This is a genomic window from Alcanivorax borkumensis SK2 (genome assembly GCF_000009365.1).
Lineage (GTDB): Bacteria > Pseudomonadota > Gammaproteobacteria > Pseudomonadales > Alcanivoracaceae > Alcanivorax > Alcanivorax borkumensis.
In genome coordinates, this window is the sequence record NC_008260.1 from 1,829,643 (window position 1) to 1,855,549 (window position 25,907).

Here is a 25,907-nt window from a genome sequence, read left to right on the forward strand (position 1 = left end):
TGCCTGAGAGACGAAAGCTAACCACAAGCGGTTCTCTCAGGCACGGTGATTCCCCCCACGCACACGAAACATACCTGCGATTGCCTGCCATTAAATGCCCACCGGCGCCCCTGTTCCCAGGGCCCAGGTTTCACCGCGAATATCACAGGATGAAAAACCCCGGCAGCACCCGTATCATAGGCCACCCATTTTTTGGAAATTGATGCCGTTCCCATGAGTGACACTCCCCGCAAGATACTGGTCACCAGTGCCCTTCCCTACGCCAATGGCCCTATTCATCTCGGCCATTTGCTGGAATACATTCAAACGGACATCTGGGTTCGCTTCCAGAAACTCCGTGGCCAGCAATGCATCTATGTGTGTGCTGACGACGCCCATGGCACCGCCATCATGCTCAAGGCCGAGGAAAACGGCGTCACCCCGGAACAGCAAATCGCCCAGGTGAAAGCCGACCACGAGCGTGATTTCGCCGATTTCCAAGTAAACTTCGACAACTACTACAGCACCCACAGCCCCGAAAACCGGGCGCTGTCGGAAATGGTATTCCAGCGCAACAAAGATGCGGGCTACATTCTGGAAAAAACCATCACCCAGCTGTATGACCCGCAGAAAGGCATGTTCCTGGCCGATCGCTTCGTTAAGGGCACCTGCCCCAAATGCAAAAGCGAAGACCAGTACGGCGATAACTGCGAAGTGTGCGGCGCCACCTATACCCCTGCGGAGCTGATTGAGCCCTATTCTTCCGTCAGTGGCGCCACCCCGGTGGAAAAAGAAACCACCCAACTGTTCTTCGACCTGCCCAAGTTCGAAGCCCTGCTGCGCGAGTGGACCCGCTCCGGCGCCCTGCAGGAACAGGTCGCCAACAAACTGCAGGAATGGATTGAAGACCTGCAGCCCTGGGATATTTCCCGTGAAGCGCCTTACTTCGGCTTCGAGATCCCCGGCTACCCGGGCAAGTATTTCTATGTGTGGCTCGATGCCCCCATTGGCTACATGGCCAGCTTCCAGAATTACTGCGACCGTGAAGGGCTCAGCTTCGACGATTACTGGGGCAAAGAATCCACCGCCGAGCTGTACCACTTTATCGGCAAGGACATCATCAATTTCCACGGTTTGTTCTGGCCCGCCATGCTAGACGGCGCCGGCTTGCGCAAGCCCACTGCCATCTACAGCCACGGCTTCGTCACCGTGAACGGCGCCAAGATGTCCAAGTCCCGTGGCACCTTTATCAAGGCCCGCACCTATCTGGATCACCTGAGCCCGGAATACCTGCGTTACTATTTCGCCGCCAAGCTCTCCAGCCGCGTGGACGATTTCGACCTGAACCTGGAAGACTTTGCCCAGCGAGTGAATTCCGACCTGGTGGGCAAACTGGTCAATATCGCCAGCCGTACCGGTAACTTCGTCAAGAAGTTCGGCGGCACACTCAGCACCGAGCTAGACAACATGATGCTGGTGCGCGAAGTGCAGGAAGCAGGCCCGCGCATTGCCGATTTCTACGAGAAGCGCGAATTCGGCAAAGCCATGCGTGAAATTATGGCCCTGGCCGATCACGCCAACGTCTACATCGCCGACAAGGCTCCCTGGAGCCTCTCTAAGGAAGAAGGCAAAGAGCAGGAAGTGTTGGCTATATGCAGCACCGCCATTAACGTCTTCCGGCTGCTGGTGATCTACCTGAAACCGGTTTTGCCCGCGTTGGCCGAACGCGCCGAAGCCTTCATGCAGGTGGAGCCGCTCACCTGGGCGGATTCGGAGCAACTGTTACTCGGCCATGAGATTGCCAAGTTCAAGCCTCTGCTCAGCCGTGTGGATATGGCACAGGTAGAATCCATGCTCGAAGATTCCAAAGAAAGCACACCGGCCCCCGCTGCCGCCAAGCCTAAAAAGGCCGCCACGCAAAAAGCAGACGCAGCCGACAATGACGAAACCATCAGCATCGATGATTTCCTCAAGGTGAAATTGCGCGTGGCCCGCGTGGCCAAGGCCGCGCACGTAGACGGTGCCGACAAGTTGTTGCAGCTAACGCTGGACGTAGGCGAGCTGGGTCAACGCAATGTGTTTGCCGGCATCAAGGCCCGTTACGCACCGGAGGAGCTGGAAGGCAAGCTGGTCGTATTGGTGGCCAACCTGGCACCACGGAAAATGAAATTCGGCATTTCCGAAGGCATGGTGCTGGCCGCCGGCCCCGGCGGAGATGATATTCATATTCTCAGCCCCGACAGCGGCGCCGAACCCGGCATGGAAGTGCGTTAAATAGACGTACGCTAATTGGCGACATAAAAAAACCGGCCACCGCCGGTTTTTTTATGTCTATCTAAAATCAAATCACCGCAGAATGTTGGGCAGAGTGTCGGGTTACGGCTGCGCCTAACACGACCTACCAGTGCACGCGGGGAATATCGTGTAAGTAGGTCGAATTAGCCTGAAAGGCGTAATCCGGCATTAAGCTTCAAACTCAATTCAACGTCGCCAAGTGCTCCCGCAGCGTCGCCTCATCTTCAATGGTAATCCGCCCGTAACCCAGCGTAATCAGCCCCTGTGCCTCAAAGTTTTTTAGCGTCCGGTGCACACCCTGGCGGGTCATGCCCATCATATTGGCAATGTGTTCGCGGGTCAGGCGCACCGTCACCGGTCCGCCCTCCGGCTTGCCGCCACGCTGCATTTGCGACAGAAACAACAGACGCTGCCCTATTCTCGCCTGGGTGCCACGCAAGGCGTCTTCTTCAATCATGGAAATGGCAGACCACAGGCGTTGGCTAATCAGATCCAGCACCACCGGATAGCTTTGCGGGTAACGTTGCAGCAAGTCACGGAAATAAGGGCCCGGCACCTCCACCAGCACGGCGGCCTCCTGTGCCGTGGCCCCATAGACGCGCCCAGCCCCCGGGGAAAACACCGCGTCGCCAAACCAGGTGCCGCGGTCAAATATAATCAACACCGCTTCCTGGCCCTGTGCATTCACTGAACTAATCCGCACCTGGCCCTCGGCAATCACACACAGATTGGACTGAGGTTCGCCCTTTTCATAAATCGGCTGATGGGCTTGAAACGCCCGCACACGTGCATGCCGCGCCGCTTCATGCAGCGCCTCGTCCGGGAAACCCGCCAATAAGGGGCAGTGCCGCAGCACCGTATACGCATCCGTCATGGCCCAATTGTAAACCAGTTGACAGTTTTCCCCCTAACCCCCGGCCTACACTCGAGGGAGTAAAAAAACAGACCACATCATAAGGGGCACCCCCCCAGATAAGCCCCACATAACGGGAGAGCGCTACATGAACAGCCAGGTCACTCTTAACCCAGCTACCATCCCCTCCAAAAAAAGCGCCGTCAGCGCCGAAGAATGGCAGCTGCGCGTGGATCTCGCCGCCGCCTACCGGCTCATTGCCCTGCACGGCTGGGATGATCTTATCTTTACCCACCTATCCGCCCGCCTACCCGGCGACGAGCACCATTTCCTGATCAACCCCTATGGCATGATGTTCGACGAGATCACCGCATCCAGCCTGGTGCGGGTAGATCAGGAAGGAAACAAGCTCGACGACAGCGATTACGACATCAACCCGGCCGGTTTTACCATCCACAGCGCTATCCATGCAGTGCGCGATGATGCTGCCTGCGTCATGCACACCCACACCACCGCTGGCGTCGCCGTATCCGCCCAGCAGGAAGGGTTGCTGGCCCTATCGCAACAAAGCCTGTTTCCGCTGGCCAGCCTTGCCTACCACGACTACGAAGGCGTAGCCCTGCGCGACGATGAGAAAGCCCGCCTGCAAGCCGACTTGGGCGACGCCAACTTCATGATCCTGCGTAACCATGGCCTGCTCACCGTGGGCAGCACCATCGCCGATACCTTTCTGAGCATGTTCATCTTGCAGCGGGCCTGTGAAATCCAGGTGCAAGCCCTGTCTGGCAACCGCCCGCTGACCCCGATCCCCGCCGGCATCGTCGACACCATCAAGCAACAGGCGGCACAGGTCACCAAGGGCATGGGCGGCAACCTTGCGTGGCCCGGCCTGCTGCGCAAGCTGGATCGCAACAACCCCGGTTACGCAGAATAAGGAGCGCACCGTGGATGACATGACCGCACCCCGCGCCGACTTTACTCACATGAAGGAGGGCACCGGCGAGGACTGGCAGATCATTGCCAAATCCTTCGGTGAATTCAGCAAAGGCCTGCCCAATCGCATCATCACTCACCTGCGCCTGCTGGAAGGCGACTTCGGCGGCTTCAAGATCGACCGCTTCCAGCACTGCCTGCAAACCGCCACCTTGGCCCATCGCGACGGCAAAGATGACGAATATGTGGTCTGCGCATTGCTGCACGACATCGGCGATACCCTCGGCACCTTCAACCACGCGGACGTGGCCGCCGTGCTGTTAGAGCCTTTCGTCAGCGAGGCCAACCACTGGATGGTGAAACACCACGCCATCTTCCAAGGCTACTATTTCTTCCACTACCTGGGCATGAATCGCGACATGCGCGAGAACTTCAAAGATCACCCGCACTATCGGCAAACCCTGGAGTTCGTCAGCAAATACGATTCGCCGGCATTCGACCCGGAGGGAGAAACCCTGCCACTGGATTACTTTGAACCCATGCTGCGCAAGGTTTTTGCCGAGCCGCGTAAGTCACTCTATAAAGAAGCCATGGCGGAGCAAGGCTAGCCAGAACCTAACCACCCTCTTTGCCGTTTACCCCACCGTTTAACGGCAAAGAGGGATATCTTCACAAAACACCAACCAAACAAACGTTTCTTCAGGAAAACACACCCTTACCCGTTATTTACTCTAATCACCGTGCATCACCTCTGCGCCTGTCCCCTTCAGGCCAAAAAATCCGCATGTCCTATCCTCGTTCTTTCTTGCCATTGCCAGCAGTACGCTATAACCCCAATGTATACAGATAATTAAATGTCTTTTTAGAGGTGCGAAATGGCGCGGTCACTGGAGGCACTTTGGGAAAAAGTTCACGCCCAAAAAAGTCGGATTCCCTCTCTCTATGGTGATATTGATTTCGATGTCACACCGGAGCGCTTTACCGATGACATCAAAACCCGCAGCGCCTTGCCGGAATCTTTTTCTCGCAAATACCGCGCCGGCATTCTTGCGGACAAAGAAAAAGTCGAACGGGCACGGGCCTACACCCTGCTTGGCGACACCGTGTCTGATGCTTATGCCGCGTTGATGCCGCAATACGGGTTTCGCCACCTGATCACCATGCTCAAAAAAGCCTGCGATGAAGGGCTGGAAGCCGTGGACAATGCACCCCAGGAATTGATCGATTTTATCTCTGCCATGGAATCCACCCCGCACTGGGTAGACATGGACCTTGTCCGTGAAGGGGCGCGCCTGAGCCGCAATCAAATGGCCAACTTGGCGCCCTACGTGATTCGCGGTGCCTTTGTGGCCACCTTCATGAACAAATACTCCGGCCTGCCCATGGCCATCACCGGCACCTTGGCCAACGAGTCGGTAAACCAGCGCATCAACGAAACCGCCAGTTTCTTCACCACCGCCACCCTCCCCGGCTCACTTGAACGGTTCGGCCCCGGCTTCAAAGCCGCGGCCATGGTCCGTCTGATGCATTCCATGGTGCGCTTCAACATCATCAAACGCGCCACCATCGACAAGGGCGGCCCTTGGGACCCGGCGGTATATGGCATTCCTATTCCCCAAGTAGACCAAATGCCCGCCGGCACCATGCCCGCCTACCTCACGGCCTTCAGGGCACTGCGTAAAGGCCGTAAACAGTTCACCGCCAACGAGCGAGCCATTGTCGAACTGTCACGCTACCAGTGCTTTTTACTTGGCTTGCCCGAAGAACTGCTGCCCGCCGAAGCACCAGAGATCATCAACACCATGCTCACCTACTCCGGCACCCTGCGCGAAGGCTACGATGACGAAACCTGCGGCGAACTCACCCGCGCCACCATGTCCGTTTACCGAGGAAAAAACAAAAAACTTCTCAGCAAAGCGCACAACCTGGTTGAGCGCAGCTTTTCTAAAGTCTTCTTCACCCAGGCCTTTCTGGGCCGTAAAGACAAATCAAAAGCACAAGAAATGGGCGTGGAACCCCACCTGATCGACTATGCCCTGTTTACTGTGGGCAACCTGTTGGTACTCCCCCGCCTCATCGCCTACCGAACCCTGCAAGACATACCGGTAGCCAACAAGATAGCGGATAAAATACTGGTAAAGAGAATCAAGGAATTACTGGTGGAATACGGCCACGCGGAATACACCACCGACGCCAATCAGTACGCCCCAACAACACAGGAAATCACATAAGAAAGCGCGGCCTGAAAGGTGCGCAGGTGCCGGGTTACGGCTACGCCTAACTCGGCCTACACATTCTCAACAGGCCGTAATTCACCCAAGGGCTCAGAGAGCCAGAAAGGCGTAACCTGATCACCTTTATCGACAGCCGAAAATTCCGGGAAGGGGATATGCTTAACATCTCCAATTCCGGGGTCAGCTTTTTCAGGGGTTCTTGTATCGGGGCATATGCCACCTCCTCTGATTAAGAGAAGGTGGCCACTAAAGCGGGGGAACTACAGCGTCCTAATTGACGCGCTTGTTAGGCCTGACTTGCTCAAAAGAAAGGTTCCTCAATAAGCTCAGATCTGTTGACCTTGATTTTCATTGAGTACTTTTCGTTAATATTATTTACCAAATGAATAAACCATTCAGGCGCATGGGGTGAAACAAAAACGTCTTCAATAAGGAGATCTAGATCACAGGGAATAAGCCTTCCCTCTTCCTTGCACTTCATCTCTGTTAAAAGCGCTCTAACTTCTCTTTCATGCTCAAAAGATTTTCTTTTTCGCCAAAAAGCATCATTTGGCCCGGCATAGTTTTTATTAAGATCTATATATTGAACTCGTCCAATATTTATAGAAGGGTCACGACCAAGTGATTCATACAATCCCTTGTAAGATGTTCGTATTGCAACTGCGTTAGCAAGGAAGCTGGTGTATAGACGCCACATGGCCTCAGATTCATATTCGCTTTCATGCCAGCAATTTACAAATGTTATTTTCTTGTGTGCTTCTCCGCCCGTCTCCATTTCTTTTAGTAAGCGCTGAGCATCTTTTTCAATTTCCTCTTCGGAAAGCTCACACACATGCCCTTCAGGGGGATTCATAATTGCACTTCTGAAGAATTCTAAATAATGATAGTCCCATCGTTCTTTGTTCTTTCTTATTCCTTTGGCGCCTTCGAACATGTCTTCGAAACAATCTGTACGCGTGAAGTAAATTGCCTTGGAAGATAACAAGCTTACATATTTTGTGAAATCCATGTACCTCCAAAGTTTTGTTTCTTTATCTGGTATTTCATATGGTCTTGGAGTGAAGTAATGTCTGCTTGCAGTTTCTTTGAGGCTGTCAGAGCAACCATCACAGACATATAACGGCTCATCATTTTGACCATACCCTAAATGCGAAGTATCTCCTTTTTTAAACAAATATCCACAGGCTACGCAGCTATCATGATTTTCAAATGAAAGCCTGCGTAATTCCGTAGTTAATCTGTGAGTCATTTCTTGCATAGTTCACCAATAGGCCTAACGCCTTGCTAAGCGGAAGTTAATGGTTGGCTATAATCGCGAAGCAGTGGCCAACTGTTAATTTTCCGTTTAAGAAACATGTTAGGCATTATTTACTAGCAGGCATTTCAACTACAGATGCCTTCAATGTGTTATTTATCCAATTAACGCCTTCTAGCGTTAATTTATAATTAATGCCATTTTCAGAAAATGACCAAGAAGAACCTGGTTTTACACCACTTAAATCTAAGTTACCTTTGCCTGGAATACTGAGGACACCTGTTGCTGTGAATTTAGGTGATATATCTGATACGCCTATTGTTGCACGAGTTTTAGGGTCAACAAATGAACTCCCTCTGAGAAACTCACTACTAAATTGATAAGGTAATGGAGAAGCTTCGGCTGGGGAAGTTATAGGTGATGTATTTGATTTACTATCATTACTTGATTTAGCAATGCTTGCTAAAGCAGCATCTTTTAATTTAGCATTAAGATTTTTTATTTCTTGCTCAAGAGACGGAAAGCTTTTGGGGTCTTGGCCTAACCACTTAAGGTATCGTTCGTTATCGCTTCTTAGGGCTGTAATATCAGACTCTAATACTGATATTTTAGCCTTATATTGTTCAGCAACAGCTTTTTCATTATTAATTTGTGCTGTAGCACTTTCAGATTGTGCTTTGTAAAAGTTAATTTTATTTTCATCAAGAACAAAAGTGGTAAAAACAATAGTTGTTGTGGCTACTAAAGCGGTATGCCCAATAATTGTAAAAATCGGATGTTCTTGAAACCAATTTGACATGCGTAATCCTTATAATGCCTAACGACAGGCGTAACCGGACCCATAAAGCAGAGCGACGAAGGAGTGGCGCTTTATGGCGTCCGAGTTTACGCCATTGTTAGCTCACGTAGTTTCTTGTGTACCAAAAATGGTATAAGTTCCAGAAATATCAAATTCGCCAGTGTCACCGAATCCTACAATGCTGACTTCTATTTTCCTGCCATATAAGTCAATACTATTAGCTTCAAAAAAAATGGCGTCAGCATTTGTGCTAGCTCTTTTGATCACTTCGCCATCTACGATAATCTTTAAGTAGCATAGTGCTGCGGTCTTGGTTTCTATATTCTCGGGAGGGGTGCGAAGATCGTTCGTCTTATAATCAACTTGTTTTATATTCTGCGGTGTAATCTTGTCTACATATATTCTCACTAACTCAGGATTCTCAAGTTCTATTATTGGAGTTGATTTTTCTAGATTTGCCAATTTTGTATTTGCTAACATTCGCCACTGTTCTGTTTGTGACTTATAACCGTCTTCATTTTCGAAAAAGTAAACCCCCCACGCACCCGATATAGAGTGGTTAATACCATGAATTTCAATTGAATTTGCTTCAACCACAAATGTGGTGGCTCTTTCAAATTGCATAGGTTGGCCGTTCCAGCCATTTAGTCTTTTACCGTCTATGTAGATATTCCACCAAGCTACCGGCATGTTTTCTATACCTAAGTGGCGCAAAGTGTATCTTCGCGCTCCCTGGTCGCTTGGAGTATTTACGAGAGTAACTAGATTTGGTTCTAACAGCCATTTTCCATTCATTGGGAAACCTCTTATTTTCAAAAGCTAACAGCGTATTCACTCGAACGATTCGACATATCTTTTTTCGACATATTTCTTAACGGGCTACCGTATATAATTCTGATAAACCCATAACATTTAGCACCTTACCCAAGAAGTGAGAATCTTTCCCATCTGAAAAAACTCGAACGAGCGGCCTATTTCCGGGGACTCCATGCACATTTAAGTCGCAATCCGAACTAAAGATCAATGACTTAGCGAATCTTGAGATATCACCTACACGCATTTCGCCCCATTCTGTTGAGCACGGGTTCCCATTGATTCGGCCTGGGGGAGCTGATTGCTCGTGAAGGAAAAGGAAACAAGGATCGAGTCACTGTACTTTCCAGCCAGTGACATGGCGGCTGAGACTTCAGATAAATATAGCCACCTGCTATTACAAGCAGTGAACAATTTCGGCGTCAGATATTGCCTTTTTCCCCTTGGGGCACGGGGCAAGACATGCCCCTCGCGTGCTTTTGTATTTCCGAATCTTCTGCGCTTTTTTCGCGTCTTATTTTCTGGATAAAACCAGCGTGGTGAGCTTGACCAGAAGATAGGATGAAAAGACAAGAAAAACCCAGAACGCAAAATATGGATAGATAGCCGGAGAAGCCAAATAATCGCATCCCTGCTGACATGTGACAGCGTAATAAATGCCTGATAACAGGCACGTAATCCCTGAGCCAATAAGCCCAATGAAATACAAAAGTGGCTTTTTCAAGTTAAGCATCCATTAATGTAGCGTAATCAGAACCCTATAAGCGGTTCCCCTTTAGCTCAACCGTTTCCCTATTAGCACCCTGTTGTTGATGATGACCGACGAAACGGCCTGGCATAACAGCCCTTTGTGGTGCCATAGCCAAGTTGCTACACAGAGCTCAAAGCAAGGTTGCGTTGAAAGCAGGTCAACGCCAGTGATACTCGGGCTTTTCTACCCCTCAGGGGAAAACTGCCCCGTTTCCAAAAACACCTTTACCTGCTCAATCACCGCGCCGTTTCGCATCATGAACGGATGCGTCACCGGCAATACCAAATGATCCTGCATGCCTTCGACTTTGGTTCTTTCCACGGTGACTTTGCCGTCATTGGGGCCGGGAAGTTGGGTGGAGAGCAGAAAATTGATGGTTTGGTTGCCGGCAATGACTCCCACCGGAAAATCCACTGGGCCAAGCTGGTTGGGGATGCTATCCGGGCTGGTGCCCATTTGGCTGCCGGCGGGGCCGTTGAACCACCGGAGTGGCGCCCAGCTACCGAGGCGGTCGACGACTTCACTGCCCTGATTGGGTGGGCCGAGCATGACGGTTCTGCCCAGGCATGGAATCCTATGTTGGCTGAGATACTGGCGCAGCAAAATGCCGCCCATGGAGTGGGTGACAAAATGAACCGCCCCGTTGGGTGGGCATTTATTCAGTGCGGCGCGAAGGGTTTCAGCGGCAAGGGTTTGAATGTTCTTTTTGGTAGAAGGATAGCCCTGATTAACCACGGCATAACCGCTTTTCTCCAGGGCCGTTTCCATTTTCTTCATTGAATGGGCGGTTCTGGCCAACCCATGCAACAACACAACGCATTGCGGCTCGTCCATGCTTTCCTCCGCCTATGCTGAAGGATTAACGAACACGGACGCCAGCAATATTGCCAGCGCCCCTACCCTGCCCGTGAAAAGGCTAGCCAATTTGATCCAGTGCGGTTTTGAGGCGGGCCACCGCCGCATCCACGTCGCCGAGTTTGTCCAAGCCAAACAGGCCAACACGGAAGGTTTTGAAGTCCGCCGGTTCGTCACACATGAGAGGCACACCACCTGCGGTCTGCAGACCTTGCGCCACAAACGCCGCGCCACTTTTAATGCCATCGTCGCCGGTGTAGGACACCACCACGCCGGGAGCTTCAAAGCCCGGTGCCGCCACGCTGGCAAAACCATGCTCAGCCATCAACGCACGGACTGCCTTGCCCAGCTGCCACTGTTGGGCTTTAACGGTGTCCAGGCCACGTTCCACGGTTTCCAGCATGGTGTCGCGGAAAGCGGTCAGCGCATCGGTGGGCATGGTGGCGTGGTAGGCATGGCCGCCGTTTTCATAGGCAATCATGATGTCGCGCCATTTACGCAGGTCGCAGGCAAAGCTGGTGCTGGTGGTCTCCTGCAGGCGCTTGTCGGCCGCTTCGCTGAGCATCACCAGTGCGCTGCACGGCGAGCTGCTCCAGCCTTTTTGTGGCGCGCTGATTAGCACATCCACGCCGCACGCCTGCATATCCACCCAGATGGTGCCGGAGGCAATGCAGTCGAGCACGAACAGGCCACCCACGCTGTGCACTGCATCGGCCACCTGTTTGATGTAGTCATCGGGCAGAATAATGCCGGACGCCGTTTCCACATGAGGCGCAAACACCATGGCCGGTTTTTCAGCCTTAATCGCCGCGACCACGTCTTCAATAGGAGCCGGTGCAAACGCGGCTTGCGGCTGGTCATTAACCGGTGACGCCTTGAGCACGGTTTCTTTGGCGGGAATCTTGCCCATCTCGAAGATCTGGCTCCAGCGGAAGCTGAAGAAGCCATTGCGGATCACCAGGCAAGATTGATCGGTGGCAAACTGCCGGGCCACCGCTTCCATGCCATAGCTGCCGCCGCCGGGCACCACGGTCACCGAATGCGCGTTATAGACCTGCTTCAAGGTCGATGAGATATCCCGCATCACCTGCTGAAAGCGCTGTGACATATGGTTCAGGGAACGGTCGGTGAAAACCACGGAATATTCGAGCAGACCATCACGGTCAAAATCGCGGGGTAAAGCAGGCACAGGTTTCTCCCAATCAACAAGGTTAGGGGTACGGGGTCTTTCGTCTGTCTTGGATACTGGATTGCCCGGCCCACCGCAACCGTTTGCCCCCTCTGGGCGGCAAAATAGTGGCAAAAGCAGTTCAACTGCTTAAAAGACCACCAATGGTCTGTATCCCTCTGCCTATTAAGCTTATTCGCTATCATTCTTGAGCCAATACAGGCGCTGCCGCATACTATGCACCCTTAACGCCCTGTAAACAGGGCGTTTACTCCTATTTTCGGCAAGCGAGCCTGCGATCACATGACTGAGTACGTCCTGATTCTGATCAGCGCTGTGCTGGTGAACAATTTCGTGCTGGTGCAGTTCCTTGGGCTGTGCCCATTCATGGGGGTCTCCAATAAAGTGGAGACCGCCATGGGTATGTCTTTGGCCACCACTTTCGTGCTGACCCTGTCTTCGGTGCTTGCCTACCTGACCTGGGCCTACATTCTGGTGCCCTTTGAACTGGAATACCTGCGCACCATCAGCTTTATTTTGGTGATCGCCGTGGCCGTGCAGTTCACCGAAATGTTTGTTAAGAAAGCCAGCCCCTTGCTGTACCGGGTGCTGGGCGTCTTTCTGCCCCTCATTACCTCTAACTGTGCCGTGCTGGGCGTGGCTCTGCTGAATGTTCGCCAGGAAGACGCCACCTTTATGTCGTCGCTGACCTATGGTTTCGGTGCCGCCATTGGTTTTTCCCTGGTACTGATTCTGTTTGCCGCCATGCGTGAGCGCATTGCCGTGGCCGATGTGCCCGAAGCTTTTCGCGGCCCCAGCATCGGCCTGATTACCGCTGGCTTGATGTCGCTGGCGTTCATGGGCTTTTCCGGGTTGATCAAGCTATGAGTGGTGTACTGATTGCTGTCGCCGCCCTGCTAGCCTTGGCCGCCGTGTTCGGTGCGGTGCTGGGTTTTGCCTCGGAAAAGTTCAAAGTGGAAGGCGACCCGATCGTCGACCAAATCGACTCGTTGCTGCCCCAAACTCAATGCGGCCAGTGCGGCCATCCGGGCTGTCGCCCCTACGCAGAAGCCATTGCTGAAGGCGAAGAGCACAACCGCTGCCCGCCAGGGGGGCAAGACACGGTTGTTGCGTTATCGGAACTATTGGGCCGCGAAGAACTGACGCTGGATGATGAAGGCGCGGAAGACGCTAACGTGGCCAAGGTGGCCTACATCCGTGAAGACGAGTGTATTGGCTGCACCAAGTGCATCCAGGCCTGCCCGGTAGATGCCATTGTCGGCGCCGCCAAGCTGATGCACACCGTCATTGTGGATGAGTGCACCGGCTGCGACCTCTGCGTGGAGCCCTGCCCGGTGGATTGCATTGATATGCTGGAAGTGAAGCCCACCCTGCAAACCTGGGGCTGGCAGCGCCCGGCCGGCATTGGTGAACGCCCGGACAGCCGTATCGAGGTGGTGAATTTATGACACACCCGATACCTAACACCACGCGCATGATGCGGGTGCTTTGCCAACCTGCTCCGCTCGCCCATGGCGGGAGGTTTTTGCTATGAGTCAGGCCCAAACCGATAAAGCCCAGAAGCCCCGCTCGATTTTTGCCCGCCTGGCATCAGGCGTGCGGGGCTCGGCGACTCCTGCTGGAAAGATTCATGACTTCCATGGCGGCATTCATCCGCCGGAAATGAAACACCTGTCCAACGGCACGCCCATTATGGCCGGCCCGCTGCCACAGCAGCTGGTGTTGCCGTTGAACATGCACATCGGCGCGCCTGCCAAGCCATTGGTGGCACCTGGTGACAAGGTCCTTAAAGGGCAAATGATTGCCGAACCCGTCGGTGCGGTGAGCGCGGCCATTCATGCGCCCACCTCTGGCACGGTCAGCGCTATCGGCCCACGCCCCATACAACACCCATCAGGAATGGATGCCGTATGTATCGTCATCGATACCGATGGCGAAGACCAGTGGATTGAGCACCAAGGCGTTACCGATTTCACCGAAAAAAGCCCGGCGGAACTGGTCGATATAATTCGCCACGCGGGCATTGCCGGCATGGGCGGCGCCGGCTTCCCTACCAGCATCAAAGTTAACTTGGGCGACCACCAGCGCGTAGAGCAGCTGATCATCAATGCGGTGGAGTGCGAACCCTACATCACCGCCGACGACCGCCTGATGCGCGAACGTGCCGAGCAAATCGTTACTGGCATTCATATTCTTCAATACCTTCTCAATCCTCGCCGTACCTTAATCGGTATCGAGGACAACAAGCCCGAGGCCATTTCCGCGATCAAGCGGGCCTGCAAAGGCTGCGATATTGAAGTGCGCGTGGTGCCCACCAAATACCCCTCCGGCGGTGAGAAGCAGCTAATCCAGTTGCTCACCGGCAAGGAAGTGGCCAGTGGCCAATTGCCTGCCCAGGTGGGCGTGGTATGCCAAAACGTGGGCACGGCCTATGCCATTAAACGGGCCGTGTGTGATGGCGAGCCACTGATATCGCGGGTCACCACCCTCACCGGCGATGGCGTCAGCCAGCCCGGTAACTACGAGGTGCTGCTGGGCACCCCGGTGCGCGATTTACTGGCCTATGGCAACTTGGCTGGCCTGGAGATTGGCCGTTTGGTCATGGGTGGGCCAATGATGGGCTTCACCCTGCACAACCCGGCTGTGCCGGTGGTCAAAACCACCAACTGCATTATTGCTGCCAGCCCGGAAGAGCTGCCGGAACCGCCACCGGAACAACCCTGCATTCGCTGTGGTTCCTGCGCGGAAGTGTGCCCAGCCAACCTGCTGCCCCAGCAACTGTACTGGCACGCCAAGAATGACGACCTGGAAAAAGCACAGCATCACAACCTGATGGACTGCATCGAATGCGGTGCCTGTGCCTATGTATGCCCCAGCCATATTCCCTTGGTGCAGTACTACCGCTACGCCAAGGCCGAAGTTCGCCAACAGGCCGCAGACCAGCTAAAAGCCGACAAGGCTCGCCAGCGCTTCGAAGCCCGGCAGGCTCGCATCGAGCACGAACAGGCAGAAAAAGAAGCCCGTCGCCAAGCGCGCCTGGAAGCCAATCGCAAGAAGAAGGAAACCGGCCCGGCCGCCGCCAGTTCCGTGGATGTGGCCGCCCTGAAACAGGCGTCACTGGATGCCTCAAAAGCCTACAAAGCCGCAGTGAAAGCGGCCAAGGCCGCAGAGGCCGATGGCGCAGACAACGTGGCCGAACTGAAAGCCCAGGCGGAGAGCCTAAAAGCCGTGGCCGACCAGGCCAAAGCGGCAGTGCGTGATGCCAAAGACGGCGCCCCCGTTGCGGCAGCCCCGGCAGAAGATACGGTGGCCAAACTCAAGAAGCAGGTCGGCGAGGCCTCCAGCGCGTACAAGGCGGCAGTGAAAGCCGCCAAAGCAGCGGAAGCCGAAGGCGCAGACAATGTGGCGGAATTGAAAGCCCAGGCAGACACACTGAAAGCCGCCGCCGACGCACTCAAGGCTGAGCTGCGCGATGCCAAAGCCAATGCACCGGCAGCCGGCGCACCGGCCACACAGGTAGACCCGGTTGCCGAGTTGAAGAAACAGGTCGGTGAAGCCTCCTCCGCTTACAAGGCCGCAGTGAAAGCGGCCAAACAGGCCGATGAGAACGGCAACGATAACGCTGCCGAACTCCGCGCCGAAGCAGACCGGTTGAAAGCCATTGCCGACCAACTGAAAGCCGAGCTCCGTGACGCCAAGGCCAGCGCGCCAGCCACCGCTGCGCCTGTAACAGCGTACGCCACAGCTAAAACCGACCCGGTAACAGCGCTAAAGCAACAGGTTGGCGAAGCCTCCATGGCCTACAAGGCGGCGGTAAAAACAGCCAAGCAGGCCGATGAAGAGGGCGCCGATAACGTGGCCGAGCTTCGCGCCGAGGCAGACCGCCTAAAAGCTATCGCGGATCAGCTAAAAGCCGACCTACGCGATGCCAAAGCCGCCGCGCCCACTGTACCCGCACCTACGCCAACGCCCGCAGCAGCCCCGCCGGCGGCCACCGACCGCCCTGCGGTTCCGGAAGAACAGGCGCCGCAGTCGTTGACTGAAGTCGACCCGGAACAGGCGGCCAAACGGCAGAAACGCCTTAAGGGCTTAAAAACCGCCTATAACATGGCGCACAAGCAATACAAGGAAGCCCACGCTGCCTTCGAACGGGCCGAGCGCAACGAAACCGCCAGCGCCGACGAACTCAGCGCTATGCAGGGCAAAATCGACAAACTCAAAGCCAAGGCGGACAACGCCCGTGATGCACTGGATGCTCTGATCGAAGAAGCCAAGGCCGACATTCGTGCCCATACCGGCAAAGACCTGAAAACCCTGAAACTGGAAGCCGCCCGCGCAGAAAGTGCTCTGGCAGACAAACAGCAGGAACTGGAACAGCAACGCAGCAGTGCGTCGGAAGACACCCTTGAAGCGCTAAGCTCGGAACTTCAGGCGCTGGAAAGCGAAACCCAGATTGCCCGCAAGGCGCTCAAGCAAGCGCTAGAAGAACAAGGATTGGCAGAATGAATATAACCCTGACGCCGGATGCAGGCTCCCAGGCGCTGACCTTCTGCAGAAGCGTCGCTGGCAGCGCGATTCTCGCGCCCTCAATATCGGCGCGTTCGGCCACACATGGGATATATCAATGAGCCTGATTACCTCAACGTCACCCCATGCCACGGTGAAAAACAACACCGGCGCGTTTATGCGCCAGGTGATCTACGCCACCCTGCCCGGCCTTGCCGTGCTGACTTGGCAGTTTGGCTGGGGGTCGGTGATCAACGTGCTTTGGGCGGTGATTGTTGCGCTGGTCAGTGAAGCGTTATTCCTAAAAGCCCGTGGCCGCAATATCGCCTTCTACCTGAAAGACTACAGTGCGGTGGTGACTGCGGTACTGCTTGGTTTAGCGTTGCCGCCCACCGCCCCCTGGTGGCTCACCCTGGTGGGTGTCAGCTTTGCCATCATCGTAGCCAAGCAGCTATACGGCGGCCTGGGCATGAACCCCTTCAACCCGGCCATGGTCGGCTATGTGCTGCTGCTCATTTCCTTCCCGGTGGCCATGACTCAATGGCTGGCGCCCGGCGAACCGTTATCGTTGCTACAAAGCTGGCAGCTGTTTACCGGGCAACTGCCGGTAGACGGGCTCAGCGGTGCCACCCCACTAGACACCTTCCGCACCGTCCACAGTGCCGGGGCAAGCAGCGAGATAGAGCTGGCCAGCCACAGTATTCTGCATGGCCAGTTTGCCGGGCTGGGTTGGGAATGGGTCAACCTGGCATTCCTGCTCGGCGGCCTGTATCTCATTAGCCGCAAAATCATCACCTGGCACATTCCTGCGGGCTTTCTCGCAGGCCTAGGCTTACCGGCTCTGCTTGCCTGGTTGATTGATCCGGTCCGCTTTGCCGACCCGCTCTTTCAGCTGTTTTCTGGTGGCGCCATGCTGGGGGCATTCTTTATCGCCACCGACCCGGTCAGTGCCGCCACCAGCCGCATGGGCCGGCTGGTTTATGCCTTGCTGATCGGCGTGCTGATCTGGGTGATTCGCACCTTTGGCGGCTACCCGGACGCGGTGGCATTTTCGGTATTGCTGCTCAACCTGTCCGCCCCCTTCATTGATTACTACACCCAGCCACGGACCTACGGGCATAAGTCATCCAACCGAGGGACCAACTGATGATGCGCTATGCCATCACCAAGAACGCGGTGATCCTCGGGCTGTTTGCCATTGGCACAGCCGCCACCCTGGCCATTACCAATGAAGCCACGTTAGATCAGGTGCGCTGCAACAAGCAGCAAGCGCTGATGACCTCATTGAATCAGGTGATGCCTCATCATCAGCACGACAACGACTTGCTTGCCGACCGTATCACCGTGAACGATCCCCTGCTGGGCCGCAGCGAGCAGCACCTATACCGTGCCCGGCTGAATGGCGAGAACAGCGGTGCCGTTCTGGAAGCCAACGCCCCGGATGGCTACGGCGGCGCCATTGCCTTGATTGTCGGCGTGGATACCCAAGGCCAAGTGCAAGGCGTGCGCGTGGTGCCGCCTCACAATGAAACCCCGGGTTTGGGGGACAGTATCGAAACCAAAAAGTCTGACTGGATTCTTGGCTTCAATGGCCATTCTCTGGGCAACCCAGAGGCGGCAGGCTGGGCCGTAAAGAAAGACGGCGGCGAGTTCGACAGCTTTACCGGCGCCACCATTACCCCCCGTGCGGTAGTCGGCGCCGTGCACCGCGCGCTACAGTATTTCTCGGCTAACCAGAACCACGTCTTCAGCGCCCCTGCAGACACCACCCCGGTGGAGACCTGTGATGAGTGATGTGAACTACAAAAAGATCAGCATGGACGGCTTGTGGAATAACAACCCGGCCACCGTGCAGATTCTCGGCCTGTGCCCTTTGCTGGCAGTTACCGGGTCCGTGGTCAACGCCATGGGCCTGGGCCTGGCAACGCTGGTGGTGCTGATGGGATCCAACGCCTGCGTATCACTGATTCGTCATTACGTTACCGATGCTGTGCGCCTGCCTGCCTTCGTAATGATCATCGCGGCCATGGTAACCGTGATCGAAATGCTGATGCAGGCTTACACCTTTGAGCTGTATGAAATCCTCGGCATTTTCATTCCGCTGATCGTAACCAACTGCACCGTGCTGGGCCGCGCCGATGCCTTCGCCAGTAAAAATGCGGTTCTGCCCGCTATGGTGGACGGCGTGATGATGGGCATGGGCTTTTTGGTGATCTTGCTGATTCTCGGTGGCATGCGCGAACTGGTAGGCCAAGGCACACTGTTCAGCAACATGCAGCTGCTCTTCGGCCCCATGGCTGCCCATTGGGAGCTCACGGTCATCGATAACTACGGCGGTTTCCTGCTCGCCATCTTGCCGCCCGGCGCCTTCCTTGGGTTGGGGCTGATCATCGCGGGTAAAAACGTCATCGACAAGCGCATCAAAGAAGTCCAGAAACGCAAAGCCAGCGACGAACCTAAAACCAGCCGTCGGGTGCGCACCACCGGAAAAGTCGGCTAGCCAAGCCTGTCGCCTTCTTGCCCTCCTACGCCCTCTTCGTAGGAGCGGCTCAACCAACAAAAGTGGCCACCAAAACCTCAATGGTGCCGCGCCCATTTGCCATGACCTCTTCTTCATATAAAAAAATGAGGAAGAGGCCATCATGCTCATTTATTTGCTGTGCATGTAAATATTTTTACTCTGTTGAACAGCACAATTCACATTCTTTTGCACTTGTTGTGAGCCACACAGCGAACATTTTCACTGCTACTGAATCATAATGAACACAACTAACAAATAAGGAGTCAGCCATGAAAAGCGCAGCAATTGCCACCTTAAGTATTGTGGGTGCCGTGGCCATCGCGGGTGTGGGCTATGGGGCTTATCAGGCCGTTACCCCACAAAAATCAGGCTATGCCAAAGTGCTCAATGTAGAACCCATTGTGAAAAGCTGGCAAGAACCCCGTGAGGTTTGCCAGCAAGTGAGTGTAGAGCGCAAAAAACCGGTCAAAGACCAACACCGGGTCACCGGTAGTGTGGTTGGTGCCGTTATCGGCGGCGTTGTGGGCCACCAGTTTGGCGGCGGCAGCGGTAAAGATGCCGCCACCGCAGGTGGTGCCATTGCCGGCGGTGTGGCTGGCAACCAGATCCAAAAAGGAATGCAGGAAAAAAACACTTACACTGCAACAGAGCAGCGTTGCAATACGGTAATGGAAAACAAAAGCCGGACCGAAGGCTATGACGTGACCTATACCTTCAATGACAACGAACAGACCATTCGCATGGACAAGAAACCCGGCGAACGGCTCCGCATTGAAGATGGCGACGTGGTCACGCAATAACGCCAACTACGCAAAAAGAAGCCCGCATTAGCGGGCTTCTTTTTTTGGGCTTTCTGCACATAGCAGTGCGCTGTCTGCAGGCCATCATCCCGACAACATCGATACAAACGTTTGAATGATAGTGGCATTAGCAATATCCACGATAAAGCCCCCCACCACCGGTACGATAATAAACGCCAACGGTGAGGGGCCATGATGCTGTGTCACAGATTGAATATTCGCCACCGCGGTTGGTGTTGCCCCCATGGCAAAACCACAGTGGCCTGCACAGAGCACTGCCGAATCGTAGTTACGCCCCATCAGGCGGAAGGTGACAAAGGTAATGAAGGCCAACGCCAACAGCACCTGTCCGATCAGCATTGCCAACATCGGCAAAGCCAGATCCACTAACTGCAACAGCTGCAAACTCATCAGCGTGATTGCCAGAAAAATTCCCAACGCCGTATTGCCCACCACATCAATGGTGGCATCATTGACCTTCCATAGACGGCGCGCAGTATTGCCCAGCAGGATGCACACGAACAACACCCAGACAAACGTCGGCAAGCGGAACACAGAGGCAAACGTTTCTGCCGCCGCTTTACCGACAACAACGCCGATGGAAAGTAACATTAAAATCCGAATCACACTGCCTGCGGAAATAGGGTGTGGTTTCTCTGCCTTGTCGTAGGCTGAGGCATCTTCAGCGGCCCCATGGGCAGGAGCCGCGAGCCGATAACGGCGAATCAAAAACATGGCCAGCGGACCGCCCAGCAAGGCCCCGAATATCAGACCAAAGGTGGCTGACGCTGCCGCCAGCTCCGACACTCCGGTTAACCCAAAGTCTTTTTCGAACACCCCGGCCCAAGCTGCGCCGGTACCGTGGCCCCCGGTCATGGTCACCGAGCCACCGATCAACCCGTAGTAAGGCTCTAGGCCCAAGATCTTGGCCATGCCAACCCCGGCCAGATCTTGCAGTGCCACCAATACGATCACTAACACCGCAAACAACAACATGGCCCAGCCACCTTGCTTCAGCAGACGAAAATCTGCAGCTAGGCCCACCGCCCCAAAGAAAAAAAGCATGGAGGGTATCTTCATGCTTTCATCGAACGTTAGGGAAAGCCCACCAAGCTGAAGCCCGGTCACAATGATGGTTGCTAACAAACCGCCCACCACCGGTTCCGGCATATTCAACCGGGAAAGGATGGACACCCGGTGCACCAGCCACTGACCTGACCCAAGAACCAACAAGGCGATCATCAGGGTTTCCATGGCGGAAAACTGCATCTAACTCTCCTTTTTGATCCGTCTATCCGGACCTGACACACCACCGTTCACAGGGGTTACCCCTCACAGTAGCCACTTGATTCGCTATACTGCCTCGCGAACACAGGAAGATGATATGAATCGCGAAAAACGTACTGAAATTTTTTCTCGTCTGCGTGCCCAGAATCCACACCCGACCACCGAACTGGAATACCAGTCGGATTTCGAGCTACTGGTTGCCGTGGTGCTCTCAGCCCAGGCCACGGATGTGGGCGTCAACAAAGCCACCGCGCGGCTATATCCGGTGGCGAATACGCCAGAGGCGATTTTCGCTCTAGGTGTAGATGGGCTCAAAGAGTACATCAAGACCATCGGCCTGTTTAATTCCAAGGCCGAAAACATCATTCAACTGTGTAAAATATTGATCGAACAGCATGAGAGCCAGGTACCCCGCACCCGTGAAGAGCTAGAAGCCCTTCCCGGTGTTGGCCGCAAAACCGCCAACGTGGTGCTTAATACTGCCTTCGGCTACCCCACCATGGCCGTGGACACCCACATCTTCCGCGTCTCCAACCGCACCCGCATTGCTCCGGGTAAAAATGTGCTGGAGGTAGAAAAACGCCTAGTGCGGCTGGTGCCGGAGGAGTTTCTACGTGACGCCCATCACTGGCTAATTCTGCATGGCCGCTATGTGTGCACCGCCCGTAAACCCAAGTGCGGAGAATGCTTGATCGCTGATCTATGCGAGTTTCCGCCTCGCCAGCGGCCTAGCTAACGGAGCATGGTGAGCCCCGCCATTAGCCGCCGGCTGCCCTCTTATAGTTAAAGGCTCAGCCGTATCTGATCCTGCCCGCGTTGCTTCGCTTTCGGCAGCAAAGGCACGGGGCTTGTCTGGCTAAGGCTTAAGCGGTGGCATCCAACTCACCGCTGAATACCTTCTCGAAAAAAGCCAACACGCGCTGCCAACTATCTTCCGAAGCCCCTGCATCAAACTTCGACCGAAGCGGCGGTAACGGCCCTAGCTTCTTAAAGGTGAAGGTCTGGTGGTCATTCATGAACGAATGCCCCACATCGTCATAGCTGCGAATATCATGCGGCACTCCCAGCGATTCCATATGGCTGGCCAGTCGTTCACCATGATCACCGAACAGCATATCTTGCTTGCCCCAACCTCCCACCGCAGGGCAAATACCACGTAACGTCTCGGCCTTTTTCGGAATACCACCATAGAAAGGAGCGACGACCTGCACCGGCGCCTGGCTGGCATAGAGCACGGCGAAACGCCCCCCCATACAAAAGCCCATAACACCCACCTGGGATACCGGCTCATCCGTCTGCGCTAGCAACCATTTACGGCAAGCCTCCAGCTGAACAAACGCGGTTCCTTTGCCGGTTTCATGGGCCTTAAGGGTTTTCACCACACACAGTGCCTTACTGCCAGGCAAGTCATAGAGATCGGGTACCAGCACCGGATAACCGTTATCCGCCAAACGCGTGGCAATACGCTCAATGTCATCGGTATAGCCAAAAATATCGTGGATGGCGATCACCGCCGCCTTATGTGGCTGGGGGCCTGCTGGCCGCAGCCAACGAGCGCGCATTACATGCCCGTCGGGAAGGGCAATCCCTACCGGTTGATTCGTCATGGAGCATCCTCATTATTGGGGTACATTACCCGGTAGCGTAGCGCGAAATACGGCCAGGGAAAGCGGCTCTTGCTGAATTGGCCCAACCGGCCCTAAGTGAAAAGTGAAAGACGCTATCGAAACACAACAGGCTGCTACGGGCGTGTCACTGCTATTTGCTCGGCTGCACACAAAGCACGCAAATCATCTTGGTCTGTAACTTGGCAGGTCAGCGTGATACTCACGTGCTCGCCATATGTCACCTCCCCCAGCTGTGCTGCATGCTGTTCGGCCCAGAGCCGTATCCGCTGTTCCAGAGCAAACGGCACCGCCAGCGTTAGCGTCACCTGCGGCGAGTGCTCCACCCGCTCCACTTCTGACAGCACAGCTTGTGCCGCAGCGCCGTAGGCTCGCACCAAGCCACCGGCACCAAGTTTTACCCCGCCAAAATAACGAATCACCACCACCAGCACATCGCTTATACCCTTGTGCTGAATCACATTAAAAATGGGCTTCCCTGCCGTACCCGAAGGCTCGCCATCATCATTCATGGCCGCTTGAGCAGAGGCCGGGCTGCCCAGCAAATAGGCGTAACAATGGTGGGTTGCATCCGGGTACCGACGACGAGCCTCATCCACTATTGCCATGGCCTCTGCTCGCCGGGTTACCGGCCTCAACCAAGCGATGAAACGGCTTTTATTGATGACGATTTCGCAATCAATCGGCGATGCGGGAACGGGATAACCGTCGATGTTGGGCCTCCGGGCAAAGATGGGACACAAGCGGCTATGATAAGGTAGTTTCTTCTATGACCGAACCTTTGATCACCATGAGCATGCGCCAACACAAAAACCCGGACAGCCTACGCCGGCGCCAGCAACTCGCCATCTTCATGGCGCTATTGGTCAGTGGCATTATGTTCGCGCCCCTGACTCTCGCGCTTTATAACGATGGCAGCGTACTTTTTCTTATTCTGGGTTTGCTGCTTTGGCTAGGGGTGGGTCGATTTATCTATCACCTGCTGGCCCCCGCAACGCAACCCGGCACTCCAAAGGCCGCCAGCACTGCAGCATTAAACAAAGACAAAGAACATCCGCAGTAATCAGAGGTGAGCATGCTTTGGCCGAGGCCGTAGTGGCCTGCACCTCAAACCCTATGCTGAATATCAGTCGGCGGTTTCGCAAACAAAAAAGCCCGCCAAAAGGCGGGCAATAACTTGCGTCGAGGAATCATTACCCAGGCGGCTAAACGCCGCCTGGGGTTTTCTTTAAAACTTGTGTTCCATGCCAATGCCGAAGATGGTTTCTTCAGTATCAGCCAAGTCGAATTCAAGCTGTGTACCGTAGAGGTAAACCTTGCTGGCTTTGGCCAGTTTGTAGTCTGCACCCAAGCTTACCTGGGTTACTTCTTCGTCGGACACATCGGCTTCAGTCATGCCGTACTGAGCTTTCAACTTCACGCGATCAATCTTGAACGCTGCACTCAAGATATAGGACGATTCTTCGCCTTTATCCATGCCAGGGGCAGATTCTGCTTCTTCAGCCACCTGATATAGGGCACCTAACTCAACGTTACCCGGCTTAAGACCGACCACAACACGGGTAATATCGATAGTCGGGCTATTACCCGTTTCGTCAGTGATCAGCTCATCGACCATGTCCGCATCGTAAGAAACCGCACCGTAAAACATGTCTTTTGCAGCGACCAAAGACACGGAAATGGTGTCTGCCAGGCCAGTTTCCGGATCACCGTCGCCGTCGATATCATCGTTTTCTGCCGGGATAAACGCCGCGTTCAGAGTAACAAGATCACCCAGAGTAGGGGTGCTGTACTGAATGATGTTAGAAACTCGGTTCTCGCCAGACAAAACGTTCTTGATATCGCCACTCAGATCATTGAACTGGTCGATTTTGCCTTGGGCTTTTTTGGTCGGAGTATCAAACTTACCCGCTTTCAGAGTACCGAAGCTGCCTTTCAAACCACCGAAGATGTTACGCTGGCTAAAGGTTTCACCACCTTTGTCGCCATCATCCACGCTAATTTCAAACTCAGCTTGATAGATAGCTTTCAGGCCAGCCACGTCTAGGTCGAAATCACCTTTAACCCCCAGGCGAGAAGCGTTGCTGTTGAGTTCCCAGGCATCTTCGCTGGAGTCCACGCCATTGTCGAACTCGGCGTTTTCCAAAGAAACATTAACTTTACCGTAAACCGTCGGGCCATCGGCTAAAGCCAGACCAGGCATGACTACGGCAGCCCCCACAGCGATCGCAAGCAAATTCTTCTTCATTCCAACACTCCTTCAATCAGGCAATATTTTGTATGCAACGTAACAGCGTGACTGAAACCCCAACCCTACGAGGTAACGTTGACTGCTTGGTGGCGCAGTATGGGGAGAGTGGGTGACTGAAAAGTTTCTTTTGTGTGAAGTTTTTATGTCAAGGGAACAAGGCGGCGTGCGCGAGGTCAATCTGACGCTTTTTTCGCTTCTTGCCAAGCGGCTTCCAGCGCACTCTCATCTAACAAACTCAAAGGGCGGGTCTGTAGTGCTTCCATGACCCGAAAACGCCGTTCGAACTTGTTGGTTGCCCGACGCAGTGCTTGCTCCGGGTCTATTTTTAGGTGCCTCGACAGGTTTACAAGGGTAAACAGCACGTCGCCGAACTCATCTTCGATGGCATCTTTGTGACCACTGGAAAGCGCTTCATCCAGCTCCGCCAACTCCCGGCTCACCTGCTCACGAACCGGCTCCGGGGCGCGCCAATCAAAACCCACCTTGGCGGCTTTCTTCTGTACTTTGCCCGCACGCTGCAATGCGGGAAGCCCTGCCGGGACGCCATCGATGGTGCTGTTATGTTCGCGGCCCTTACGGGTGCGCTCCTGTTGCTTGATCTGTTCCCAGTTTGCTTTTACTGCTTGTTCGTCATCGGCCTGGGTACCGGCAAATACATGAGGATGACGGCGAACCATCTTGTCACACAGCACCTGCACAACCTCATTGAAATCGAACAGCCCCTGCTCCTGCGCCATTTGCGAATGGAACACGACCTGCAGTAACAGGTCGCCCAGCTCTTCCTTCAACTCAGGATAGTCCCGCAAGGCAATGGCCTCGGCCACCTCGAAGGCTTCCTCAATGGTGTAAGGCGCAATGGAATCAAAATCCTGTTTGATGTCCCACGGACAGCCGGTTTCCGGGTCGCGGAGTTGGGCCATGATGGACAACAACATTTCGATATTAGACATGCGTTCCTTTA

24 protein-coding genes are annotated in these 25,907 nt (G+C 54.5%); 13 read left to right on the plus strand and 11 right to left on the minus strand.

The window, feature by feature from the left end; genetic code table 11:
* The first annotated feature begins 213 nt into the window (after positions 1–213).
* Positions 214–2,253, plus strand: a complete 2,040-nt coding sequence (gene metG, locus ABO_RS08295) for a methionine--tRNA ligase (RefSeq protein ID WP_041704965.1) — start codon at positions 214–216, stop codon at positions 2,251–2,253.
* Positions 2,254–2,455: 202 nt separating this feature from the next.
* Here metG and ABO_RS08300 read toward each other — a convergent pair whose 3' ends face one another.
* A complete protein-coding gene (locus ABO_RS08300; protein WP_011588881.1) occupies positions 2,456–3,148 on the minus strand; it encodes a Crp/Fnr family transcriptional regulator in 693 nt (230 codons plus the stop codon).
* 127 nt (positions 3,149–3,275) lie between these two features.
* On the opposite strand from ABO_RS08300, the gene ABO_RS08305 reads away from it, so the two are divergent.
* The 3 genes from ABO_RS08305 to ABO_RS08315 all read left to right on the plus strand — a co-directional run bounded on the left by ABO_RS08305 (position 3,276) and on the right by ABO_RS08315 (position 6,291).
* Positions 3,276–4,061: a class II aldolase/adducin family protein gene (locus tag ABO_RS08305; protein WP_011588882.1), complete on the plus strand. Its 786-nt coding sequence runs from the start codon at positions 3,276–3,278 to the stop codon at positions 4,059–4,061.
* Positions 4,062–4,080: 19 nt separating this feature from the next.
* Complete coding sequence (locus ABO_RS08310; RefSeq protein ID WP_050731535.1) at positions 4,081–4,668, plus strand: HD domain-containing protein; 588 nt, start codon at positions 4,081–4,083, stop codon at positions 4,666–4,668.
* A gap of 267 nt (positions 4,669–4,935) precedes the next feature.
* The gene (locus ABO_RS08315; RefSeq protein WP_011588884.1) at positions 4,936–6,291 is read left to right on the plus strand and encodes an oxygenase MpaB family protein; all 1,356 of its coding nucleotides are present in this window, start codon (positions 4,936–4,938) and stop codon (positions 6,289–6,291) included.
* A gap of 304 nt (positions 6,292–6,595) precedes the next feature.
* On the opposite strand, the gene ABO_RS08320 is transcribed toward ABO_RS08315, so the two are convergent.
* The 5 genes from ABO_RS08320 to ABO_RS08335 all read right to left on the minus strand — a co-directional run bounded on the left by ABO_RS08320 (position 6,596) and on the right by ABO_RS08335 (position 11,956).
* Positions 6,596–7,552 (minus strand): hypothetical protein, encoded by a 957-nt coding sequence (locus tag ABO_RS08320; protein ID WP_198407797.1) that lies wholly within the window; start codon positions 7,550–7,552, stop codon positions 6,596–6,598.
* A 106-nt stretch (positions 7,553–7,658) separates the two neighbouring features.
* Positions 7,659–8,348, minus strand: coding sequence for a hypothetical protein (locus tag ABO_RS14380; RefSeq protein ID WP_011588886.1), 690 nt, complete (start codon positions 8,346–8,348; stop codon positions 7,659–7,661).
* 102 nt (positions 8,349–8,450) lie between these two features.
* Positions 8,451–9,143, minus strand: a complete 693-nt coding sequence (locus ABO_RS08325) for a hypothetical protein (RefSeq protein ID WP_041704966.1) — start codon at positions 9,141–9,143, stop codon at positions 8,451–8,453.
* A gap of 952 nt (positions 9,144–10,095) precedes the next feature.
* A complete protein-coding gene (locus ABO_RS08330; RefSeq protein WP_011588888.1) occupies positions 10,096–10,746 on the minus strand; it encodes an esterase/lipase family protein in 651 nt (216 codons plus the stop codon).
* Between the two features lie 82 nt (positions 10,747–10,828).
* Complete coding sequence (locus tag ABO_RS08335; protein ID WP_011588889.1) at positions 10,829–11,956, minus strand: aminotransferase class V-fold PLP-dependent enzyme; 1,128 nt, start codon at positions 11,954–11,956, stop codon at positions 10,829–10,831.
* Positions 11,957–12,238: 282 nt separating this feature from the next.
* On the opposite strand from ABO_RS08335, the gene rsxA reads away from it, so the two are divergent.
* The 7 genes from rsxA (at position 12,239) to ABO_RS08370 (ending at position 19,783) form a co-directional block, all read left to right on the plus strand.
* On the plus strand, positions 12,239–12,823 hold the full coding sequence (gene rsxA / locus ABO_RS08340; protein ID WP_011588890.1) for an electron transport complex subunit RsxA: 585 nt from the start codon (positions 12,239–12,241) through the stop codon (positions 12,821–12,823).
* Positions 12,820–13,404, plus strand: coding sequence for an electron transport complex subunit RsxB (gene rsxB / locus ABO_RS08345; protein WP_011588891.1), 585 nt, complete (start codon positions 12,820–12,822; stop codon positions 13,402–13,404). The genes rsxA and rsxB overlap by 4 nt, the downstream gene beginning before the upstream one ends.
* Before the next feature lie 82 nt (positions 13,405–13,486).
* The gene (gene rsxC / locus ABO_RS08350) at positions 13,487–16,462 is read left to right on the plus strand and encodes an electron transport complex subunit RsxC (protein ID WP_011588892.1); all 2,976 of its coding nucleotides are present in this window, start codon (positions 13,487–13,489) and stop codon (positions 16,460–16,462) included.
* A 118-nt stretch (positions 16,463–16,580) separates the two neighbouring features.
* Positions 16,581–17,609 (plus strand): electron transport complex subunit RsxD, encoded by a 1,029-nt coding sequence (rsxD, locus tag ABO_RS08355; RefSeq protein WP_011588893.1) that lies wholly within the window; start codon positions 16,581–16,583, stop codon positions 17,607–17,609.
* Positions 17,609–18,256, plus strand: coding sequence for an electron transport complex subunit RsxG (gene rsxG, locus ABO_RS08360; protein WP_011588894.1), 648 nt, complete (start codon positions 17,609–17,611; stop codon positions 18,254–18,256). Before rsxD ends, rsxG begins: the two co-directional genes overlap by 1 nt.
* Positions 18,249–18,962 carry an electron transport complex subunit E gene (locus ABO_RS08365; RefSeq protein WP_035461174.1) on the plus strand — a complete coding sequence of 238 codons (714 nt, stop codon included), beginning with the start codon at positions 18,249–18,251 and terminating at the stop codon, positions 18,960–18,962. The genes rsxG and ABO_RS08365 overlap by 8 nt, the downstream gene beginning before the upstream one ends.
* A gap of 290 nt (positions 18,963–19,252) precedes the next feature.
* Positions 19,253–19,783: a glycine zipper 2TM domain-containing protein gene (locus tag ABO_RS08370; protein WP_011588896.1), complete on the plus strand. Its 531-nt coding sequence runs from the start codon at positions 19,253–19,255 to the stop codon at positions 19,781–19,783.
* 84 nt (positions 19,784–19,867) lie between these two features.
* Here ABO_RS08370 and gltS read toward each other — a convergent pair whose 3' ends face one another.
* On the minus strand, positions 19,868–21,052 hold the full coding sequence (gene gltS / locus ABO_RS08375) for a sodium/glutamate symporter (RefSeq protein ID WP_011588897.1): 1,185 nt from the start codon (positions 21,050–21,052) through the stop codon (positions 19,868–19,870).
* Positions 21,053–21,167: 115 nt separating this feature from the next.
* On the opposite strand from gltS, the gene nth reads away from it, so the two are divergent.
* Positions 21,168–21,806 (plus strand): endonuclease III, encoded by a 639-nt coding sequence (gene nth / locus ABO_RS08380; protein WP_011588898.1) that lies wholly within the window; start codon positions 21,168–21,170, stop codon positions 21,804–21,806.
* Between the two features lie 127 nt (positions 21,807–21,933).
* Here the strand turns inward: nth and ABO_RS08385 are convergent, their stop codons facing one another.
* Both ABO_RS08385 and ABO_RS08390 read right to left on the minus strand, forming a co-directional pair.
* A complete protein-coding gene (locus ABO_RS08385) occupies positions 21,934–22,677 on the minus strand; it encodes a dienelactone hydrolase family protein (protein ID WP_011588899.1) in 744 nt (247 codons plus the stop codon).
* A gap of 134 nt (positions 22,678–22,811) precedes the next feature.
* On the minus strand, positions 22,812–23,438 hold the full coding sequence (locus tag ABO_RS08390) for an IMPACT family protein (protein WP_255357389.1): 627 nt from the start codon (positions 23,436–23,438) through the stop codon (positions 22,812–22,814).
* A 26-nt stretch (positions 23,439–23,464) separates the two neighbouring features.
* On the opposite strand from ABO_RS08390, the gene ABO_RS08395 reads away from it, so the two are divergent.
* Positions 23,465–23,758 carry a hypothetical protein gene (locus tag ABO_RS08395; protein ID WP_041704967.1) on the plus strand — a complete coding sequence of 98 codons (294 nt, stop codon included), beginning with the start codon at positions 23,465–23,467 and terminating at the stop codon, positions 23,756–23,758.
* A 165-nt stretch (positions 23,759–23,923) separates the two neighbouring features.
* Here ABO_RS08395 and ABO_RS08400 read toward each other — a convergent pair whose 3' ends face one another.
* Complete coding sequence (locus ABO_RS08400) at positions 23,924–24,943, minus strand: porin (protein ID WP_011588902.1); 1,020 nt, start codon at positions 24,941–24,943, stop codon at positions 23,924–23,926.
* Positions 24,944–25,119: 176 nt separating this feature from the next.
* Positions 25,120–25,896 (minus strand): nucleoside triphosphate pyrophosphohydrolase, encoded by a 777-nt coding sequence (gene mazG, locus ABO_RS08405; protein WP_011588903.1) that lies wholly within the window; start codon positions 25,894–25,896, stop codon positions 25,120–25,122.
* Positions 25,897–25,907: the final 11 nt, after the last annotated feature.

What these genes read in the sequence shown, in the direction of transcription:
- rsxD (WP_011588893.1), top strand. Translation starts at nt 16,581, where the DNA reads ATGAGCCTGATTACCTCAACGTCACCCCATGCCACGGTGAAAAACAAC.
- ABO_RS08325 (WP_041704966.1), bottom strand. Translation starts at nt 9,143, where the DNA reads ATGAATGGAAAATGGCTGTTAGAACCAAATCTAGTTACTCTCGTAAAT.
- ABO_RS08370 (WP_011588896.1), top strand. Translation starts at nt 19,253, where the DNA reads ATGAAAAGCGCAGCAATTGCCACCTTAAGTATTGTGGGTGCCGTGGCC.
- mazG (WP_011588903.1), bottom strand. Translation starts at nt 25,896, where the DNA reads ATGTCTAATATCGAAATGTTGTTGTCCATCATGGCCCAACTCCGCGAC.
- ABO_RS08305 (WP_011588882.1), top strand. Translation starts at nt 3,276, where the DNA reads ATGAACAGCCAGGTCACTCTTAACCCAGCTACCATCCCCTCCAAAAAA.
- ABO_RS08320 (WP_198407797.1), bottom strand. Translation starts at nt 7,552, where the DNA reads ATGCAAGAAATGACTCACAGATTAACTACGGAATTACGCAGGCTTTCA.
- ABO_RS08395 (WP_041704967.1), top strand. Translation starts at nt 23,465, where the DNA reads ATGACCGAACCTTTGATCACCATGAGCATGCGCCAACACAAAAACCCG.
- ABO_RS08365 (WP_035461174.1), top strand. Translation starts at nt 18,249, where the DNA reads ATGAGTGATGTGAACTACAAAAAGATCAGCATGGACGGCTTGTGGAAT.
- ABO_RS08310 (WP_050731535.1), top strand. Translation starts at nt 4,081, where the DNA reads ATGACCGCACCCCGCGCCGACTTTACTCACATGAAGGAGGGCACCGGC.
- ABO_RS08385 (WP_011588899.1), bottom strand. Translation starts at nt 22,677, where the DNA reads ATGACGAATCAACCGGTAGGGATTGCCCTTCCCGACGGGCATGTAATG.
- nth (WP_011588898.1), top strand. Translation starts at nt 21,168, where the DNA reads ATGAATCGCGAAAAACGTACTGAAATTTTTTCTCGTCTGCGTGCCCAG.
- gltS (WP_011588897.1), bottom strand. Translation starts at nt 21,052, where the DNA reads ATGCAGTTTTCCGCCATGGAAACCCTGATGATCGCCTTGTTGGTTCTT.
- rsxB (WP_011588891.1), top strand. Translation starts at nt 12,820, where the DNA reads ATGAGTGGTGTACTGATTGCTGTCGCCGCCCTGCTAGCCTTGGCCGCC.
- ABO_RS08400 (WP_011588902.1), bottom strand. Translation starts at nt 24,943, where the DNA reads ATGAAGAAGAATTTGCTTGCGATCGCTGTGGGGGCTGCCGTAGTCATG.
- rsxA (WP_011588890.1), top strand. Translation starts at nt 12,239, where the DNA reads ATGACTGAGTACGTCCTGATTCTGATCAGCGCTGTGCTGGTGAACAAT.
- ABO_RS08315 (WP_011588884.1), top strand. Translation starts at nt 4,936, where the DNA reads ATGGCGCGGTCACTGGAGGCACTTTGGGAAAAAGTTCACGCCCAAAAA.
- ABO_RS08300 (WP_011588881.1), bottom strand. Translation starts at nt 3,148, where the DNA reads ATGACGGATGCGTATACGGTGCTGCGGCACTGCCCCTTATTGGCGGGT.
- metG (WP_041704965.1), top strand. Translation starts at nt 214, where the DNA reads ATGAGTGACACTCCCCGCAAGATACTGGTCACCAGTGCCCTTCCCTAC.
- rsxC (WP_011588892.1), top strand. Translation starts at nt 13,487, where the DNA reads ATGAGTCAGGCCCAAACCGATAAAGCCCAGAAGCCCCGCTCGATTTTT.
- ABO_RS14380 (WP_011588886.1), bottom strand. Translation starts at nt 8,348, where the DNA reads ATGTCAAATTGGTTTCAAGAACATCCGATTTTTACAATTATTGGGCAT.
- rsxG (WP_011588894.1), top strand. Translation starts at nt 17,609, where the DNA reads ATGATGCGCTATGCCATCACCAAGAACGCGGTGATCCTCGGGCTGTTT.
- ABO_RS08330 (WP_011588888.1), bottom strand. Translation starts at nt 10,746, where the DNA reads ATGGACGAGCCGCAATGCGTTGTGTTGTTGCATGGGTTGGCCAGAACC.